Source organism: Coprococcus sp. OM04-5BH (assembly GCF_003482105.1).
Lineage (GTDB): Bacteria > Bacillota > Clostridia > Lachnospirales > Lachnospiraceae > Coprococcus.
Window position 1 is genome coordinate 35,206 of record NZ_QULM01000006.1, and the last position, 17,463, is coordinate 52,668.

The following is a 17,463-nucleotide window of genomic DNA, read 5'->3' on the forward strand; positions in this document are numbered from 1 at the left end:
CAACCTCAAAGCATAGTCGATTTGTGCTCTGCTCCCAATCTTCTAAAGTATATCTATATACTCCCCGGCAAGAGCCTTGTTCATACTTCTTACTGCACAGAACTTACCGCACATACTGCAGGTATCACCGTGATCGTCCTCCGGTGCCCTGCTGTCCCTTATTGCCCTGGCAGTCTCCGGATCTATGGCACATGCATACTGTGCGTCCCAGTCAAGTACTCTTCTGGCATCTGCCATCTTATCATCTATATCCCTTGCATGTGGTATTCCCTTAGCTATATCTGCTGCATGTGCTGCTATCTTTGACGCTATTATTCCCTGCTTCACATCATCAACATTCGGAAGTGCAAGGTGCTCTGCAGGGGTTACGTAGCAGAGGAATGCCGCTCCGTTCATGGCTGCAACTGCTCCGCCGATGGCACTGGTAATGTGATCGTAGCCAGGTGCGATATCTGTAACAAGAGGTCCCAGCACATAGAATGGTGCTCCCATACAGATGGTCTGCTGTACCTTCATATTTGCAGCGATCTGATCAAGCGGTACATGCCCCGGTCCCTCTACCATAACCTGGACATTATGCGCCCACGCACGCTTTGTAAGCTCTCCAAGTCTTACAAGCTCTTCTATCTGACATACGTCTGTGGCATCTGCAAGACAGCCCGGCCTGCATGCGTCTCCAAGGGATATTGTAACATCGTATTCCTCACATATATCTAATATCTCATCAAAATACTCGTAGAATGGATTCTCCTCTCCTGTCATACTCATCCATGCAAATACAAGACTTCCTCCACGGCTTACTATGTTCATCTTTCTCTTATGCTTCTTGATCTGGTCTATGGTCTTTCTTGTTATTCCACAGTGGAGCGTAACAAAATCCACACCATCCTCTGCATGCATACGGACAACGTCTATGAAATCCTTGGCAGTCAGGGTTGCAAGATCTCTCTGATAGTGTATTACGCTGTCATAAACAGGAACTGTTCCTATCATGGCAGGGCACTCACTGGTGAGCTTTCTTCTGAAAGGCTGGGTATTGCCATGGCTTGAAAGATCCATTATGGCCTCAGCTCCCATGTTGACTGCGCTCATTACCTTTTCCATCTCTATGTTGTAATCCTTACAGTCTCTTGATACTCCAAGATTTACATTGATCTTTGTTCTGAGCATGCTGCCCACGCCCTCAGGGTTAAGGCACTTGTGGTTTTTATTGGCACATATAGCAACCTTTCCTTCTGCTACCAGCTTCATAAGAGCCTCTGTAGTCATGCTTTCCTTCTTGGCTACTGCCTCTATCTCTGGGGTTACTATTCCCTTTCTTGCAGCATCCATCTGTGTTGTATATTCTCTCATATTGCTCCTCCGATCGTATATTTCTTTATTTTACCCGGTGCAGCTAATCTCTTAGTGATCGTTGCACCCACATTCACATTTTTCCTTGTGATGTTCATCCACACATCCGCATTTTTTCTTACATTTATCGCATACTCCGTAGATTATGGAATTGCAGCACTGTATGGTAAATCCATGATGTTCCTGTATATGCCCTGTAAACTCCTTCATAAATCCGCATTCCAGATGCATTATCCGTCCACACTCCACACATTGCAGGTGAAGGTGCTCCATACATTTATGGCTGTCGTCTACATACTGATATACTGCCTGATTTGCTCCCTGATCGGTGTATTTGATCAGTGTGCCATCCTGGGACAGCCGATCCAGATATCTGTAAATAGTACTCAGGTTCACCTCGTGGTGTCCCTCCTTCAGGTATCTCTCAATATCCCCGGCGCTGACTGTCTTGTCCCTGCTCGCCTTAAGGAATTCCAATATTCTCTTACGGCTCGCCGTGTTATATGCCATCTTCTTCATCTCCTGTTCTCATAAAGCCCATTTAACCTGCTTCTGTTATCACGCTTAAAATATCACTCCCAGATACTCGATCAGTACTCCCCAGATCACAGCCATTATATACATGCCTGCCATTATGGCTATATTCTCCTTAGGATGTCTGTTCAGCCTCCAAAGCACCAACATGCCTACACCTGCGTTTACCAGAAGTCCTGTCATCATGGCTCCGGCTCCGATAACCTTCTGGAGATACAGCTCTGTGATAACAACTGAGGAGGCACAGTTAGGTATCAGTCCCACAAGGCCTGCCACCAGTTCCGAAACCACAGGTATGTCTGAAAATATCTGTGCAAGGGTGTCCTCGCCTATCCAGGCTATAATTCCGTTTAGTATAAGAGAAATTACAAAAATATATACGAATATCTTTACTGTATGCTTAAATGCCGCCTTGAACACTCCATCACGACAATCGCAATGTTCTTCCTCGCAGACCACATGAATATCCATATCGTCATGCTTCTTTTTTATGAACATCCAATATATTAATTCTACAATAAATCCCGATACTATAGCAATAACAACCTTTGTTCCTAGTATCTTTATTATGGTTTTTACCGGCACATCCTCGGATATGAGTATTGGCAGCATTTCATCCGATGTTGAGAAAAATACCGCAAATATGGTTCCAAGGGATATCACTCTTCCGGCATAAAGGCTTGAGGCTGCTGCCGAGAAGCCACACTGCGGTATTACCCCCAGAAGTCCTCCTATCACAGGACCTGTCTTATCTGCTTTTTTTATAAGTCCAACGGTCTTTCCGCCGGTACTGTGCTCTAATGCTTCCATGGCCAGATACGTCAGTAGCAGAAACGGAAGCAGTTTTATGCTGTCTAATGTTGTGTCTAATAAAATCTCTCTCATAATACCACCTTTTTTGCGAAAATCGTTACAATACGGGAACATCGGCCATTTGAAATTTTTTCTTCGAAAAAATGGGGCCGACGCTACATAACGATACCTGCGGCATCGTTACAATACGGGAACATCGGCCATTTAAAATTTTTTCTTCGAAAAAATGGGGCCGACGCTACATAACGATACCTGCGGTATCGTTACAATATGCAAATCATTCGCGTTTTTGTACCATTATATCCTATTGTTTATACTTGTCAAGGGGTTTATGGGATATATATATAAATCCCTACAATAAGGGGGGAACATCGGCCATTTGAAATTTTTTCTTCGAAAAAATGGGCCGACGCTACATAACGATTTTCTGTCGAAAATCGTTACAATAAAAAAGCATCCCGAAGAATATTTCATTCCCGGAATGCTTCTTTATATATGAGATTTTATCAAAAATCTTTAGAATTTTTCAAAATCTTATAACTGTGGACCAGCAGCAACAAGAGCCTTGCCAGCTTCATTTGTTGTGTACTTTGTGAAGTTCTTCTGGAATCTCTCTGCAAGATCCTTAGCCTTTGTCTCCCACTCTGTTGGATCAGCGTATGTGTCACGAGGATCAAGGATTCCTGAGTCTACTCCTGGAAGCTCTGTTGGAACTTCGAAGTTGAACATAGGAATTGTCTTTGTAGGAGCTGTCTTGATGTCACCATTAAGGATAGCATCGATGATACCTCTTGTATCCTTGATTGTGATTCTCTTACCTGTTCCGTTCCATCCTGTATTAACAAGATATGCCTTAGCGTTGTTAGCCTTCATCTTCTTAACGAGCTCCTCGCCGTACTTTGTTGGGTGAAGCTCAAGGAATGCCTGACCGAAGCATGCTGAGAATGTAGGTGTTGGCTCTGTGATTCCTCTCTCTGTACCTGCAAGCTTAGCTGTAAATCCTGAAAGGAAGTAGTACTGAGTCTGCTCTGGTGTAAGGATTGATACTGGAGGAAGTACTCCGAATGCATCTGCTGAAAGGAAGATTACGTTCTCTGCAGCAGGTCCTGCTGAAACGCCATTTACCTTTGAAGCGATCTTCTCAATGTGATCGATTGGGTATGATACACGAGTATTCTCTGTTACGCTCTTATCATCAAAATCAATCTTTCCGTCTTTATCAACTGTAACGTTCTCAAGAAGAGCATCTCTTCTGATAGCGTTGTAGATATCCGGCTCTGATTCCTTATCAAGACCGATAACCTTAGCGTAGCATCCACCCTCGAAGTTGAATATTCCGTTGTCATCCCAACCGTGCTCATCATCACCGATAAGAAGTCTCTTAGGATCTGTTGAAAGTGTTGTCTTACCTGTTCCTGAAAGACCGAAGAAGATAGCTGAGTGCTTACCTTCCATATCACAGTTAGCTGAGCAGTGCATTGAAGCGATACCCTTAAGTGGGAGGTAGTAGTTCATCATTGAGAACATACCCTTCTTCATCTCTCCGCCGTACCATGTGTTGATGATAACCTGCTCTCTGCTTGTGATGTTGAATGCTACACATGTCTCTGAGTTAAGACCTAACTCTGCGTAGTTCTCAACCTTAGCCTTTGAAGCGTTGTATACTACGAAGTCTGGCTCAAATGTCTTGAGCTCTTCCTCTGTTGGTCTGATGAACATGTTTGTTACAAAGTGAGCCTGCCAAGCAACCTCAACGATGAAACGAACTGCCATACGTGTATCAGCGTTAGCACCACAGAATGCATCAACTACATAAAGCTTCTTGTTTGAAAGCTCCTTCTTAGCGATATCCTTAACAACTGCCCAAGTGCTCTCTGCCATTGGGTGGTTATCGTTCTTGTATGCGTCTGATGTCCACCATACAGTGTCCTTTGAGTTCTCATCCATAACGATGTACTTATCCTTAGGTGAACGTCCTGTGAACACACCTGTCATAACATTTACAGTATCGAGTTCTGTGTTCTGTCCTACTTCATATCCTTCGTTTGTTGACTTTGTCTCTTCTTCAAATAATAATTCATAAGAAGGATTGTAAACGATCTCTGTTGTTCCTGAAATGCCATACTTTGTTAAATCAATGTTTGCCATTTTGCGATGTACCTCTTTTCTTTTTATTTGTATAAAAATATCTCTATCTAAATTATAGAAATAGGATATCCGTAATCCTTTAAAAGTGTAATCTATTTTCTGGTTTAAGGCAACTACTTTTATAAAAATTTTCGCTTTATTTGGTTTATTTTATCAATAATTTATATTTTCAGAGCTTTACATCTGTTAAATAGCCCAAACAATAATATATTATCCGGCCCTGTTCATTTTTCTATTCCCATTTCTTACAAATTAAGCAAATATCAATTTGTACTCAGGGAGTTATAGATCGCCTCGCAGGCTTCCGGCATGCGGCTTATATCGATATGGGAGTAGTTCATTATGAAGTAGTGCTCCTTACCGGCGTGATCGGTGAAATAGTATTCCGACAGCGCCCTGATCTGTATACCCGACTTTTTAAGGCGGTTCTCCACTTCTTCGTCTGGCAGATCGGTGTAAAACCTGATAAGGAAGTGCAGACCGGAATCATTTTCAATTATGGTGCACTTATCCTTAAGGCTGCTTTTTTCTATGCAGTCTATGAGTTTCTTACGCTGTCGCTGGTAGTAAAGCCTCATCCTGTTAATGTGCTTTTCAAAATATCCTTCATTTATAAATGCCGCCAGAGTGTACTGTTCAAAGTTTGAGACGGTACAGGAGTAAAATGAAAGCCTTGCATAGAATTCATTTGCCAGGTGGGCAGGAAGGACCATGTAGCTTATTCGGATGGTAGGTGTCAGGGACTTGGAAAATGTATTCATATATATTACCTTTTCGCATGCGTCTATACTGAACAGAGTAGGCAGCGGCTTACCGTTAGGACGGAACTCACTGTCATAATCATCCTCTATTATATAGCGTCCCCTTTTCTCATTTGCCCAGGCGAGAACCTCATAACGTCTGTTGGCCGGCATGGTTATACCTGTAGGGAAATGATGGTTCGGGCTGATGTGGGCTATGTCTGCTCCGGACCTTCTCAGGCCTTCTATGGTAATGCCGCTGTCATCCATGTCGGCATAGCGGCAGTTTATATGATACTGGCTGTATATCTGGGAAAGCTTCCTGTAGCCGGGATTTTCAATGCAGTACTCTCTGTCATTTCCCAGAAGCTGCACAATAAGTCCGTAGAGATACTCTGTTCCCGCTCCAACCACTATCTGGTTCGGATCAACCAGCATACCACGGAAGGATTTCAGGTGATCTGCTATCGCCTGTCTAAGCTCGATTATGCCTGCGGCCAACGGGGTCTCCATAAGCTCTGCACTCTTTCCTGCCAGAACCTCTCTGGTAAGCTTCGCCCAGATAGAGAATGGAAAGCTGTCCGGAGCTATCTTATTATTTGACAGATCCATGTCGTATCTTACCGGCTGTTTTGGCAGCCTGATGTCAAGCCTTATGCGGGATTCCGTGGGAACATTTGCAATTCCCGCAATAGCCGACACGTAATAGCCCTTCTTTGGGATGGTATATATATAGCCCTCACTTATCAACTGGTCATATGCATTCTGTATCGTAATGGTACTAATTCCATTGTTATTTGCAAATGTCCTTTTGGAGGGAAGCTTCTCTCCCGGTTTCAGACTTCCTTTTATTATGTCGTTTTTTATGGATTTGTATACCTGCTCATAAAGCGGTACTCCGACTTCGTTAAAGACGTATGTCAGCATTTGGGCTCCTTTATCTGGCATGTATTTTTTTATTATTTTGAGTATTTTTTTATAACCAAGCTTATTATATTATGATGGGCAGGGAAATACAACTATTTATTGGATTTCCGGTTATTTTATTAACTTTGAGATTGATTTAGGAGGTTTTATAAAATGGAAAAATCACAGTATGAATTAAATAAGGGTCTTGCCCAGATGTTAAAGGGCGGAGTTATCATGGATGTTACTACTCCTGAGCAGGCTAAGATCGCTGAGGCTGCAGGTGCTTGTGCTGTTATGGCACTTGAGAGAATCCCTGCCGATATCAGAGCTGCCGGCGGTGTATCACGTATGAGTGATCCTAAGATGATCAAGGGTATCCAGGAGGCTGTAAGTATTCCTGTTATGGCTAAGTGCCGTATCGGTCACTTCGTTGAGGCTCAGATCCTTCAGGCTATAGAGATCGACTACATCGACGAGTCAGAGGTTCTTTCACCTGCTGATGATGTATACCACATTGACAAGACACAGTTCAAGGTACCATTTGTATGTGGTGCAAGGGATCTTGGAGAGGCATTAAGAAGAATTAATGAAGGTGCTTCAATGATCAGAACAAAGGGCGAGCCTGGTACAGGTGATGTTGTTCAGGCTGTACGTCACATGAGAAAGATGAACCAGGAGATCAGAAAGATCACTTCAATGAGCAAGGATGAGCTCTTCGAGGAGGCTAAGCAGCTTCAGGTTCCTTATGATCTTGTTTTATATGTACATGAAAATGGCAAGCTTCCTGTTGTAAACTTCGCTGCAGGTGGTGTTGCAACTCCTGCCGACGCTGCTCTCATGATGCAGTTAGGTGCTGAGGGTGTATTCGTTGGTTCAGGTATCTTCAAGTCAGGCGATCCTGCAAAACGTGCTTCAGCTATCGTTCAGGCTGTTACAAACTTCACAGACGCTAAGCTTATCGCTGAGCTTTCAGAGGATCTTGGCGAGGCCATGGTTGGTATCAATGCAAATGAGATCAAGATAATCATGGAAGAAAGAGGTAAGTAAAATGAGAATCGGTGTACTTGCTGTACAGGGTGCATTTATCGAGCATGAGAAAATGCTTGAGAAGCTTGGTGCCACCTGTGTTGAACTGAGACAGAAATCTGATCTCGTTGATATAGACGGCATCGTCCTTCCGGGCGGTGAAAGTACCGTTCAGGGTCAGCTCTTAAGAAAGCTTGACATGTTAGACACCATCAGGGAAATGATAAAGAACGGCACTCCTGTTCTCGCAACATGTGCAGGTCTTATCCTGCTTGCCGAGAAGCTGGCAGATGATCCTTTAAGCCACATTGCAACTCTTCCTGTCACAGTTAAGAGAAATGCATACGGCAGACAGTTATCAAGCTTCAACGCAGACGCTGACATTAAGAATATCGGAACATACCCTGTTGTGTTCATCAGAGCTCCATATGTTGCGGATATAAGCGACGGAGTTGATGTTCTGGCCACTATTGACGACCACATTGTGGCCGTTGAGTACAAGAATCAGATCGGTCTTGCATTCCATCCGGAGCTTACAGATGATACAAGGATCCATGAATATTTCCTTAGCAAGATAAACAAATAAATATAGGCTTATTGAACCATCACGAGAAAGAGGCCGTCACCTCACACGAATCAATATTCGATGAAGTGACAGCCTCTTCTTATTATATGATCTTATTTATATTTTCTTATCATATTTTCATTACATGTTTTATTGTATGTAGCAGGGAATATATTACCCCTATATCCTTTTTCACTTCTCGTCTATAAGAAAATACGTGAATTCTCCAGTATATGTTCTCTCAGTGTCCTGCATCTTTTCATGTACATCCATCAAGTACCTGTGCCCATTATCTCCCGGCATGGTGTCATAATCCGGCTCCCGGTAGTATGATTTGAAATTAATATAGCTTCCGCCAAGTTCCGAATAATCCTGTATTATGATATTAATCGGAATCGGTGTTCCATCTGCCATGGCTGCTTTGGTGGCTTCTGCATTCTCATCATATTCGCGGTCTCTCATATAATTCATAGTAAAATATCCTGTAGTTCCCGCAGGCATGTCCAGGGTATCCTCACCCACATAATCACTTAGCATTTTCACACGCAGATCCCTGCCCGATTTATTCTCGGCATAGAATATTGGTCTGGTATTTCTTTCTGCGCCAATAAAGGTTATCCTGACATCGTCATTGTCAACCAGGACCTGCTCTCTGTCATCAGTCACGGTACGCTTGTAGGTCTTATCTGTACCATTTCCATAGAAGTCAAAATCCTCCAGCACATAATCCACCACATCCAGATCTGCCCCATTATCTCCTTCTATATAAACTATGGCTTCTGTTTTTGCCCACTCTATAGGATCCCTTCCCACATTTATTTCTGTAGGAATTCCATGGTTGTTCATATAGTTCACTGCTTTCTGCTCCGGATTGATCAGCCATGTCACAGCCACCTCTCTGTCATAGTCAAAGGCTTCATTATTGCCTGTCATAAACCTGATATCGAGATACACATTCTCGTCTGTCTTGTTCTCTACCTGATATTCGACTATGCAGTCATTTGCACTCCAGTAGCTTTCATCCAATGTCTGATTGTTCAGATTACGGCATTCGTCCGGAATGTAACCCTTGTCATATATCTTCGTGATAGTCACATTCAGGTACTCGTCATCTACCACCTGAATGTTCACTTCCTTATATCCTCCGTCTTTCGATGTGTCTGTATCATTCTTATGGGTCAGAGCTACCACTCCTGCTGCTCCACCAGCCACCACAGCTGCTGTAACTATCCCTGCAGTGACCTTGGCCTTGGTTGTGGCAAATAATACCTTTGCACCGGTTCCGGCTGCAGCTGATGCCCCGGTTCCGGCTGCTGAGGTCACGCCCGCTGACGTTGCAGTGGCTGATGTGCCTGCCACTGCTGATGCTACTGAGCCGGTCGCTGTAACTGCTCCCGCCGTTGCTCCGGTTCCCATGACTGCCGCAAATATCTTTGTTAAAACGTTCGGTACCACCAGATTCTGGGTCTCCGCATAGAACACAGCAGTAAGCAATGTGATGCCGCCTGACGAGTACAGCTTCTGGCCTGACAGATTCTCATATGCCTGAACCCCCTTCTTTATCCTGCCTCTGGCAGTACTTAATCTATAGGTCACTGTTCCTTCCGGACATTGCATGCATTCTGCGATCTCTGATATGCTCATGCCGTCAAAGTAATACAATATTATAGTCTGATACTGTACTGCTGAGAGCTCTTCCTGCATGATATTTAAAAGCTGCTTTCTCTTTTCTTCATTTATCACATAGCTCTCTGGAAGAAAATTATCATTGTTCTCCACAAGCTCTGTACCGGTCAGCTCATCAGGAAGCTGCTCAGGCTGTCTCTTTCTTAAGAAATCCCTGCACCGGTTTACTGCTATCTGGTTAAGCCATGCTACGAGCCTGTCAGGGTTCTGCAGCTGTCCCAGCCTCGTAAGTGCTGTTATATATGTATCCTGCATAACATCATAAACATTCTGTTCATTCTTCAGAAAGCTCATGCAGGTATAATATATCTGTCTGTATGTGTTCTGGTAAATAATCTCAAATGCCTGGGTGTCTCCCTCCAGCACTCTTCTCACTAATTCTGTTATCTTATCCATGTTTCTCTCCGTTCTTATGTGATATATTTGCAAAATGTCTTAAATGCAGTTCTCTCACGTCTTATTCGTAAATAATCTCCGAATTACATTTTACATATATATAGACGAAAGGGGAAGCAGTTTTATTGGGGTTTATGTTTAATTACATATTTTCCGAAAATTTTATAATTTAACAGGTTGACCTTTTTCCTTTACGGGATTACTCTAAAATTGCTTTAAAAGAAATATACAGAAATTTACGGAGGTGATATACATGGACAGTTGCGATAGTAATGGCAGTTACAGTTACAACAGACTTGTTCTCTGCGGCAATGCAGATAAACTAAACATGACAGTGCAACTCGTCGTATGTATACGCTGATTTGCATTTGTTTTTGTGTTGTCTTTTATTGCTGCCGGGGGTGAGCAATAAAACACATTATATCGGCTTTCATTGATAGTCGACATCCAAAAAGGAGGGCAACACAATGACAAAAATGCTTAAAAAGATTTTGAATGAAAATAATTTCTTAAATGAAATTCTCACTATTCTCCGTTCAGGAGCAGATTCCAAGACACTTAACGACAGACTTTCCGATTACCATGACAATGATATTGCGGAAGCATTTGAACAATTAAATGAAAATGAGCGCAAGGCACTGTATCCGGTGCTTGGTGCGGAGCGTATATCCGAGATCTTCAGCTACATTGAGGATCCTGACGAGTATCTCCGGGAGCTGGGAATTGATGGTGCTGCCCAGGTTCTTTCACTGATGGACTCTGACGACGCTGTTGACGCCATGGACGATCTGGATTTATCCACGAGGAAACGTCTTGTGGACCTGATGGACGACAATTCAAGCCATGATGTAAAGCTGATCATGTCCTACAGCAATGACGAGATCGGCAGTCTCATGACCACCAACTACATCGTCATCAAGAACACCTTAAATGTAAGACAGGCTATGCAGGAGCTCATCTCCCAGGCAGGTGAAAATGACAACATTTCCACAGTTTATGTGACAAATAAGCACGACAAATTCTTCGGTGCCATTGATCTGAAGGATCTGATCATTGCCAGGGCTGATACCCCTCTTTCAGATATAATAATGCTGTCATATCCTTATGTATCTGACCATGCAAAGATTGACGAGTGCATTGAGCGACTCAAGGATTATGCGGAGGACTCTATTCCGGTTATTGACGGTTCAAAGAGGCTTATCGGTGTCATAACTGCCGAGGATCTCATGGAGGCTTCTGATGAAGAACTGAGCGAGGATTACGCAAAGCTTGGTGGTCTCTCCGAGCAGGAAGATCTGGAAGAATCTACATTTGTCAGTGTAAAGAAGAGACTTCCATGGCTCATAATACTTCTGTTTCTGGGAATAGGCGTATCCTCTATCGTAGGAATATTTGAAACTGTGGTGGCAATCCTTCCTATAGTTATATGTTTCCAGTCCCTTATTCTTGATATGGCGGGAAATGTAGGCACCCAGTCTCTGGCGGTCACCATAAGAGTGCTGGCAGATGATCAGGTTTCTGGTGCCGATAAGCTTCGTCTTGTAACCAAGGAAATACGTATCGGCTTCTTTAACGGCCTGTTCTTAGGTATCATGGCATTTATGTTTATCGGTGGATACATCTGCATCTTCAAGCAAAATCCTGTCCACTACGCCTTCCTCATATCAGGCTGCGTCGGGCTGTCCCTGATGGTTGCCATGGTGATATCAAGCCTTGTGGGAACTCTTATCCCTATCTTCTTTAACAAGATCAAGATCGACCCGGCAGTGGCTTCAGGTCCCCTTATCACCACCGTAAATGACCTTGTGGCAGTCATCTCCTACTATGGTCTTGTATGGATATTGCTTATTAATGTGCTTAATATGGGTGGATGAAATATAAAAGGACTAATTATTTTTACTCTTCTTTACTGTTTTATCAAGAGTTTTGCACATAACTCCTTGCCATAACATCAAAAACCCCAGGACATAAGTCCTGGGGTATAATATACTTCGAATCGTTCTGCGACGTTCCAAATTGTATAAATAATTATCTCTTTGAGAACTGTGGAGCACGACGAGCTGCCTTTAAGCCGTACTTCTTTCTTTCCTTCATTCTTGGATCTCTTGTGAGGTAACCAGCCTTCTTTAAAGTTGGTCTGTACTCATCTGAATCAGCCTGAAGTAATGCTCTTGAAATACCGTGTCTGATTGCACCAGCCTGACCTGTGAATCCGCCACCCTTTACATTAACTAATACATCGAACTTGCCGTCTGTGCCTGTAGCAACAAGTGGCTGTCTAACGATAACCTTTAATGTATCAAGACCGAAATACTCGTCCATATCCTTCTTGTTGATTGTGATCTTACCAGTACCAGGAGTGATATATACTCTGGCAATGCTGCTTTTTCTTCTTCCTGTTCCGTAGAACTTAGTTGTCTTAGCCATTTACGTTATCCTCCTTCTTAGTACTTAATCTCTAAAACTTCTGGCTTCTGAGCCTGATGATTGTGCTCTGGACCTGCATATATGTGAAGCTTTGTGATCATGCTTCTTCCAAGTGGTCCCTTTGGAAGCATTCCCTTAACTGCTAAACGAATAACATCCTCTGGCTTCTTAGCCATCTTCTCTTTTAAAGTTGTCTCTTTCATTCCACCAACATAATCTGAGTGGTTGTAGTAGATCTTCTGATCCATCTTCTTACCTGTAACCTTGATCTTGTCAGCGTTTACAACTATTACATAGTCACCTGTATCAATGTGAGGTGTAAATGTTGGTTTGTTCTTTCCTCTTAAAATGCTTGCTATCTCTGAAGATAAACGTCCTAAAGTATGTCCTGTAGCGTCAACTACATACCACTTTCTCTCTATTGTTGATGGGCTTGCCATAAAGCTCTTCATCGTGGTACCTCCTAATTTATTCATATTGTTTTATATGATATATATAATGATATGTCGCTTACCGGGGCATTGGTTCGCAACATACTTATAATCTTCACACATTCATACATTATATTATACTCGTCCAGGTGTGTCAACGAATTTTTTATGTGGGTTTTACACAAATTTTCCAGGTTTTTATCAGCGGATTTTTATAATCTTTCCACAATTTTCCAAAACATCTGCAAATCTATCCACATCATCTACAGATATCTGATCTCCACAAGGGTCAGTCCCCTTGCCTCCGCCTTAGGCCCTGCAGCATTTCTGTCGCAGGCATTAAGTATTTCTTCCATACGCTCCGGTTCCCATACACCAAGGCCGATCTTCATCAGTGTTCCCACTATTATCCTTACCATATTATATAAGAAGCCATTTCCGCTGACTCTTATGGAGATCATTTCCCCATGCTTCTCAACGGAGATGTCTGTTATTGTCCTTACAGTGCTCTCAACCTGGGAGCCCGATGAGCAGAAGCTCTTGAAATCATGCTCTCCCACCAGATAAGCTGCCGCCATCTGCATTTTCTCCACATCAAGAGGATAATATACAAATGCCGAGTACAGCCTTTCTGTAGGCAATGCAAACTTCCTGTTAAGTATCTTGTATTCGTAGGTCTTTATAGTGTCGCAAAATCTCGGATGGAAATCATCCGCAACCTGGCAGGATTCCTGTATCCTTATATCCTCCGGCAGCCTCTGATTAAGGGCAAATGAGAATTTGTCCCCTGGGATCTTTGATTCCGTATCAAACACAGCCACATTACCAAGGGCATGTACCCCTGAGTCTGTACGGCTTGCACCAATCACCCTTATATCCTCCTTCAAAAGCCCGGAAAGGGTCTTATTTAAGACTTCCTCCACTGTTATTCCGTTTATCTGTGTCTGCCACCCACAATAATTTGTCCCATCGTAGGCAACTATCAATTTAATCCGCTTCATTCTTATCCCTTTTCACATAATGATATTCGCTTGTCAATTTCCTACATAAAAACTGTCCTTCCAAGGATAACTCCCACTGCAAATACCGCAAGGCACCCATACGCCACCACATCCCTGTAGGTGTATTCAAGAGGCACCAGCTTAGTTCTGCCCTCGCCGCCCTGATAGCATCTGGCGTCCATGGCCTCTGCCAGTTCTGTCGCCCTTCTTATGGACGAGGCAAATAAAGGAACCAGCACCGGCACATATGCTTTTATACGTTTAAATACATTTCCCGCCTCGAAATCCGCACCTCTTGAGGTCTGTGCCTTGATGATCTTATCTAACTCCTCCATTAAAATTGGGATAAATCTCAGAGCAATGGATATCATCATAGCCATTTCCGATACAGGCACCCTGAACACCTTTAGGAATGAGAAAATCCTCTCCAGACCGTCCGTGAGCCTTAACGGCATTGTGGTATATGTCATGATGGAAGAACCTACTATAAGGTAGAATAAACGCATGGTGAGTATCCCTGTGCGATACAGACCGCCGGTAGTCACAGACAGCTTCCACCAGGACCACAGCACCTCTCCGTCTCCGTTAAAGAGGCTGACAACAGCCGTCACAATAACAAAGAACCATACAAATTTCAGCCCTCTGAAAATATGTCTTAAAGGCACCCGGGACATCAGTACATACACCACAAGTCCTACAGTGGCCCATATAACAAGGGGCAGTGTGGTGCAAAAAAATACCAATATGGCATATATAATTGTAATTATCAATTTGGTCCTGGGATCCAGCCTATGGACAGGTGAATTCCCCTCATAGTACTGGCCTATGGTCATATCCTTGATCATATCAACAGTGTCTCTTTCATATATTTTTCCGTTCTTACATGGCTCCGGTCACTTCAGTTCTTATAAATGCTCTTTTAGCTTCTCCACAACCCCTGCAATGGTGTTTTCTCTTATATCTATCTCCGGTTCCAGTTTCTGCTTAAAACTCACCAGCTCCGGCACAGCCAGATGATTTGCCCGGACAAGTTTGTCGTTTCTGAACATTTCTCCGGTATCTCCATCGTAGGCTATCTCTCCCTCATTAAGGACTATGGTTCTTGGAGCCATTTCGTATACATCCTTCATGTCATGGGATACAAATATTATTGTGGTTCCTTCTTCCCTGTTGAGCCTTCTTATAAGGGCAAATAACTCCCTTTTGCTTTCAGGGTCAAGTCCTGCCACCGGCTCATCAAGTATTAAAAGCTCAGGCTTATAAGCAAGTATTCCCGCAAGAGCAACTCTTTTCTTTTGCCCGCCCGACAGGTCAAATGGTGACATTTCGTACATTTCCTCACCGATAGACACAAGCTTTAAGGCGTCCCTTGCCAACCCATCAGCTTCCTGTTCGGAAAATCCGAAATTAACAGGTCCATATTTTACATCCTTGAGAACGCTTGCCTCGAACAATTGATATTCCGGATACTGAAATACATAACCTATGCCCTTTCTAAGCTGTTTCAGGTCTTTTACCTTAGCTATATCTGTTCCGGCAACGACAAGTTCGCCTGATGTAGGACGCAACAATCCATTAAACATCTGTATAAGTGTAGTCTTCCCCGATCCGGTATGTCCCGCAATAGCAACTATCTCACCTTTCTTTATCTGAAAGCTTACACCCTTCACTGCCTGCAGGGTACTGTCCCCATTGTTGTAAATATATCTTACATCCTTTGCCCATATGAGGATATCATCTTTTCTGCTTATATCCTTTTCAGATATGGGCTTATCATTTTTCCTATCTATATTCGTTTCAGATATAAGATTATCTTCTTTATCTACATCACTTTCATATGATAAATTCACTATTCTTCCATCATTATCTTCTATTTGATTCTTTCTTGAAGAACCGGCTTCTTCACTTGATGATCTTCCGGCTTTCTCCTTTATATATGAGATCAGCTCTTTATCATTCCCTGTGAATCCCAGCTCATACTTAATCTTTTCATATAGTGGGGCCTCAAGTCCAAGGGCCTCAAGCTCTTTCACCCGGGTTATGACATGTCCGGTTACCCCTTCAAGCCGCACCTTTCCTGCTCCCATTACATATATGTAATCTGCAAGAACTGCCTCTTCGATCCTGTGGGTTATCATGATTATGGTAATACCATACTTTTTATTCAGCTCCAGAACACTATCAAGTATGTTTTTACTGGCTTCGGGATCAAGCATAGACGTTGCTTCGTCAAGCACTATAGTTTCCGGCTTCATGGCACACACTGAGGTTATTGCAAGCCTCTGTTTCTGTCCTCCGGACAGCCTTGCCACATTCCGGTCTATATATGCCCCCATTCCTGTGATCTTTAAGGTTTCATATATCCTTGCCCATATTTCCTTGCTGGGAAGTCCCAGATTCTCAAGTCCGAATGCCACATCTTCCTTGACACTGTTTCCTACTATCTGATTGTCGGGATTTTGGAATACCATTCCAAGCTTCCTACGGATATCTATGAGGTTTTTGTCCTCCACCTTCTCATCGGCTATATAGACACTTCCCTCTGTAGCCATCAGCAGTCCATTAAGGTGTCTTGCAAATGTTGATTTACCCGAACCATTTCTGCCCAATATTGCAACAAATGCCCCCTTCTCCACATGGACATTTACTCCATCACAGGCCCTCTTCTTCGCCATTATGTTACCTGTCGCGTCGCGTATATTAAATTCATGGGTGAGATCCTCCGTAGATATGTAGGACATGGCTACCTCCTTCAACACTAAAAAGCAATGTTCCAGCGATAAAACAAAAGACCACCAGGCACAACCGAATGTACCTGATGGCCTTTTATCTAAGTAGATATTATATTAACTCGAGAATTACTTCTAAAGCCTGATCGCCCTTACGCTGACCGATCTTGATGATTCTTGTGTAACCACCGTTACGTGTAGCGTACTTTGTAGCGTACTCGTTGAATAACTTCTCTGTTAAATCAATCTTCTTTGTGCCTGCCTTCTTACCTGCTGCATCTGTTGGAACTTCAACTACAGGATATAAAACCTTAAGCATCTCTCTTCTGGCATGAAGTCTTGAAGGCTGATCCTTCTTGATTGTCTTCTCTACTTCATCGTAAGCTGTAACCTTCTTGCCGTCTACAACTTCCTTTACTCTCTTGCCGTCCTTATCCTTCTTAGCAACCTTAGCTGTTACAGTAACTTCATCGTAGTTATCCTTTTCCTTGATTGCAAGTGTGATAAGCTTCTCTGCGATCTTAACAACTTCCTTAGCTCTAGCCTCAGTTGTCTTAATCTTTCCATGGTATAATAACTGTGTTACCTGGTTACGAAGTAATGCATTTCTCTGTGCACTAGCTTTTCCAAGTTTTCTATACATTGCCATTTTATTTTATCCTCCTTACCCTTTTGCGGGTCTTCACTATGCTTACTATTATTCGG

At 43.0% G+C, this 17,463-nt stretch carries 15 protein-coding genes; 3 read left to right on the forward strand and 12 right to left on the reverse strand.

All coding sequences use genetic code 11. From position 1 onward, the window contains the following. Nucleotides 1-42: 42 nt before the first annotated feature. The 5 genes from thiC to pdxR all read right to left on the reverse strand — a co-directional run bounded on the left by thiC (nucleotide 43) and on the right by pdxR (nucleotide 6,515). Entirely contained in the window at nucleotides 43-1,353 is a 1,311-nt protein-coding gene (gene thiC / locus DXB54_RS10365) for a phosphomethylpyrimidine synthase ThiC (protein WP_021938666.1), read from the reverse strand. Nucleotides 1,354-1,404: 51 nt separating this feature from the next. After that, a complete protein-coding gene (locus DXB54_RS10370; protein ID WP_021938668.1) occupies nucleotides 1,405-1,863 on the reverse strand; it encodes a Fur family transcriptional regulator in 459 nt (152 codons plus the stop codon). 54 nt (nucleotides 1,864-1,917) lie between these two features. Further along, nucleotides 1,918-2,772: a putative manganese transporter gene (locus DXB54_RS10375; protein ID WP_118695146.1), complete on the reverse strand. Its 855-nt coding sequence runs from the start codon at nucleotides 2,770-2,772 to the stop codon at nucleotides 1,918-1,920. A 462-nt stretch (nucleotides 2,773-3,234) separates the two neighbouring features. Then, nucleotides 3,235-4,848 (reverse strand): phosphoenolpyruvate carboxykinase (ATP), encoded by a 1,614-nt coding sequence (gene pckA / locus DXB54_RS10380; RefSeq protein ID WP_118695147.1) that lies wholly within the window; start codon nucleotides 4,846-4,848, stop codon nucleotides 3,235-3,237. A 263-nt stretch (nucleotides 4,849-5,111) separates the two neighbouring features. Beyond that, complete coding sequence (gene pdxR / locus DXB54_RS10385; RefSeq protein WP_118695148.1) at nucleotides 5,112-6,515, reverse strand: MocR-like pyridoxine biosynthesis transcription factor PdxR; 1,404 nt, start codon at nucleotides 6,513-6,515, stop codon at nucleotides 5,112-5,114. A gap of 153 nt (nucleotides 6,516-6,668) precedes the next feature. Here pdxR and pdxS point away from each other — a divergent pair, with 153 nt between their 5' ends. Both pdxS and pdxT read left to right on the forward strand, forming a co-directional pair. After that, nucleotides 6,669-7,544 (forward strand): pyridoxal 5'-phosphate synthase lyase subunit PdxS, encoded by an 876-nt coding sequence (gene pdxS / locus DXB54_RS10390; protein ID WP_021937653.1) that lies wholly within the window; start codon nucleotides 6,669-6,671, stop codon nucleotides 7,542-7,544. 1 nt (nucleotide 7,545) lies between these two features. Next, nucleotides 7,546-8,109, forward strand: a complete 564-nt coding sequence (gene pdxT, locus DXB54_RS10395; protein WP_118695149.1) for a pyridoxal 5'-phosphate synthase glutaminase subunit PdxT — start codon at nucleotides 7,546-7,548, stop codon at nucleotides 8,107-8,109. Between the two features lie 171 nt (nucleotides 8,110-8,280). On the opposite strand, the gene DXB54_RS10400 is transcribed toward pdxT, so the two are convergent. Beyond that, entirely contained in the window at nucleotides 8,281-10,170 is a 1,890-nt protein-coding gene (locus DXB54_RS10400; protein WP_118695150.1) for an RNA polymerase sigma factor, read from the reverse strand. Nucleotides 10,171-10,646: 476 nt separating this feature from the next. Here DXB54_RS10400 and mgtE point away from each other — a divergent pair, with 476 nt between their 5' ends. Further along, the gene (gene mgtE / locus DXB54_RS10405; protein WP_118695209.1) at nucleotides 10,647-12,044 is read left to right on the forward strand and encodes a magnesium transporter; all 1,398 of its coding nucleotides are present in this window, start codon (nucleotides 10,647-10,649) and stop codon (nucleotides 12,042-12,044) included. 154 nt (nucleotides 12,045-12,198) lie between these two features. Here the strand turns inward: mgtE and rpsI are convergent, their stop codons facing one another. The 6 genes from rpsI to DXB54_RS10435 form a co-directional block, all read right to left on the reverse strand. Next, on the reverse strand, nucleotides 12,199-12,597 hold the full coding sequence (gene rpsI, locus DXB54_RS10410) for a 30S ribosomal protein S9 (RefSeq protein ID WP_021937657.1): 399 nt from the start codon (nucleotides 12,595-12,597) through the stop codon (nucleotides 12,199-12,201). Nucleotides 12,598-12,614: 17 nt separating this feature from the next. Then, nucleotides 12,615-13,049: a 50S ribosomal protein L13 gene (gene rplM, locus DXB54_RS10415; RefSeq protein ID WP_021937658.1), complete on the reverse strand. Its 435-nt coding sequence runs from the start codon at nucleotides 13,047-13,049 to the stop codon at nucleotides 12,615-12,617. 242 nt (nucleotides 13,050-13,291) lie between these two features. Then, nucleotides 13,292-14,029 carry a tRNA pseudouridine(38-40) synthase TruA gene (gene truA / locus DXB54_RS10420; protein WP_021937659.1) on the reverse strand — a complete coding sequence of 246 codons (738 nt, stop codon included), beginning with the start codon at nucleotides 14,027-14,029 and terminating at the stop codon, nucleotides 13,292-13,294. A 41-nt stretch (nucleotides 14,030-14,070) separates the two neighbouring features. Further along, nucleotides 14,071-14,874, reverse strand: a complete 804-nt coding sequence (locus DXB54_RS10425) for an energy-coupling factor transporter transmembrane component T family protein (protein WP_021937660.1) — start codon at nucleotides 14,872-14,874, stop codon at nucleotides 14,071-14,073. Between the two features lie 60 nt (nucleotides 14,875-14,934). Beyond that, nucleotides 14,935-16,770, reverse strand: coding sequence for an ABC transporter ATP-binding protein (locus tag DXB54_RS10430; RefSeq protein WP_118695151.1), 1,836 nt, complete (start codon nucleotides 16,768-16,770; stop codon nucleotides 14,935-14,937). Between the two features lie 100 nt (nucleotides 16,771-16,870). Then, nucleotides 16,871-17,407 (reverse strand): bL17 family ribosomal protein, encoded by a 537-nt coding sequence (locus tag DXB54_RS10435; protein ID WP_118695152.1) that lies wholly within the window; start codon nucleotides 17,405-17,407, stop codon nucleotides 16,871-16,873. Nucleotides 17,408-17,463 lie beyond the last annotated feature (56 nt).

Bases quoted from the DNA above. Each gene is read 5' to 3' on its own strand.
- pdxS (WP_021937653.1), top strand. From the start codon at position 6,669: ATGGAAAAATCACAGTATGAATTAAATAAGGGTCTTGCCCAGATGTTA.
- DXB54_RS10400 (WP_118695150.1), bottom strand. From the start codon at position 10,170: ATGGATAAGATAACAGAATTAGTGAGAAGAGTGCTGGAGGGAGACACC.
- pdxT (WP_118695149.1), top strand. From the start codon at position 7,546: ATGAGAATCGGTGTACTTGCTGTACAGGGTGCATTTATCGAGCATGAG.
- thiC (WP_021938666.1), bottom strand. From the start codon at position 1,353: ATGAGAGAATATACAACACAGATGGATGCTGCAAGAAAGGGAATAGTA.
- DXB54_RS10425 (WP_021937660.1), bottom strand. From the start codon at position 14,874: ATGATCAAGGATATGACCATAGGCCAGTACTATGAGGGGAATTCACCT.
- rpsI (WP_021937657.1), bottom strand. From the start codon at position 12,597: ATGGCTAAGACAACTAAGTTCTACGGAACAGGAAGAAGAAAAAGCAGC.
- pdxR (WP_118695148.1), bottom strand. From the start codon at position 6,515: ATGCTGACATACGTCTTTAACGAAGTCGGAGTACCGCTTTATGAGCAG.
- rplM (WP_021937658.1), bottom strand. From the start codon at position 13,049: ATGAAGAGCTTTATGGCAAGCCCATCAACAATAGAGAGAAAGTGGTAT.
- pckA (WP_118695147.1), bottom strand. From the start codon at position 4,848: ATGGCAAACATTGATTTAACAAAGTATGGCATTTCAGGAACAACAGAG.
- DXB54_RS10375 (WP_118695146.1), bottom strand. From the start codon at position 2,772: ATGAGAGAGATTTTATTAGACACAACATTAGACAGCATAAAACTGCTT.
- DXB54_RS10435 (WP_118695152.1), bottom strand. From the start codon at position 17,407: ATGGCAATGTATAGAAAACTTGGAAAAGCTAGTGCACAGAGAAATGCA.
- DXB54_RS10370 (WP_021938668.1), bottom strand. From the start codon at position 1,863: ATGGCATATAACACGGCGAGCCGTAAGAGAATATTGGAATTCCTTAAG.
- truA (WP_021937659.1), bottom strand. From the start codon at position 14,029: ATGAAGCGGATTAAATTGATAGTTGCCTACGATGGGACAAATTATTGT.
- DXB54_RS10430 (WP_118695151.1), bottom strand. From the start codon at position 16,770: ATGTCCTACATATCTACGGAGGATCTCACCCATGAATTTAATATACGC.
- mgtE (WP_118695209.1), top strand. From the start codon at position 10,647: ATGCTTAAAAAGATTTTGAATGAAAATAATTTCTTAAATGAAATTCTC.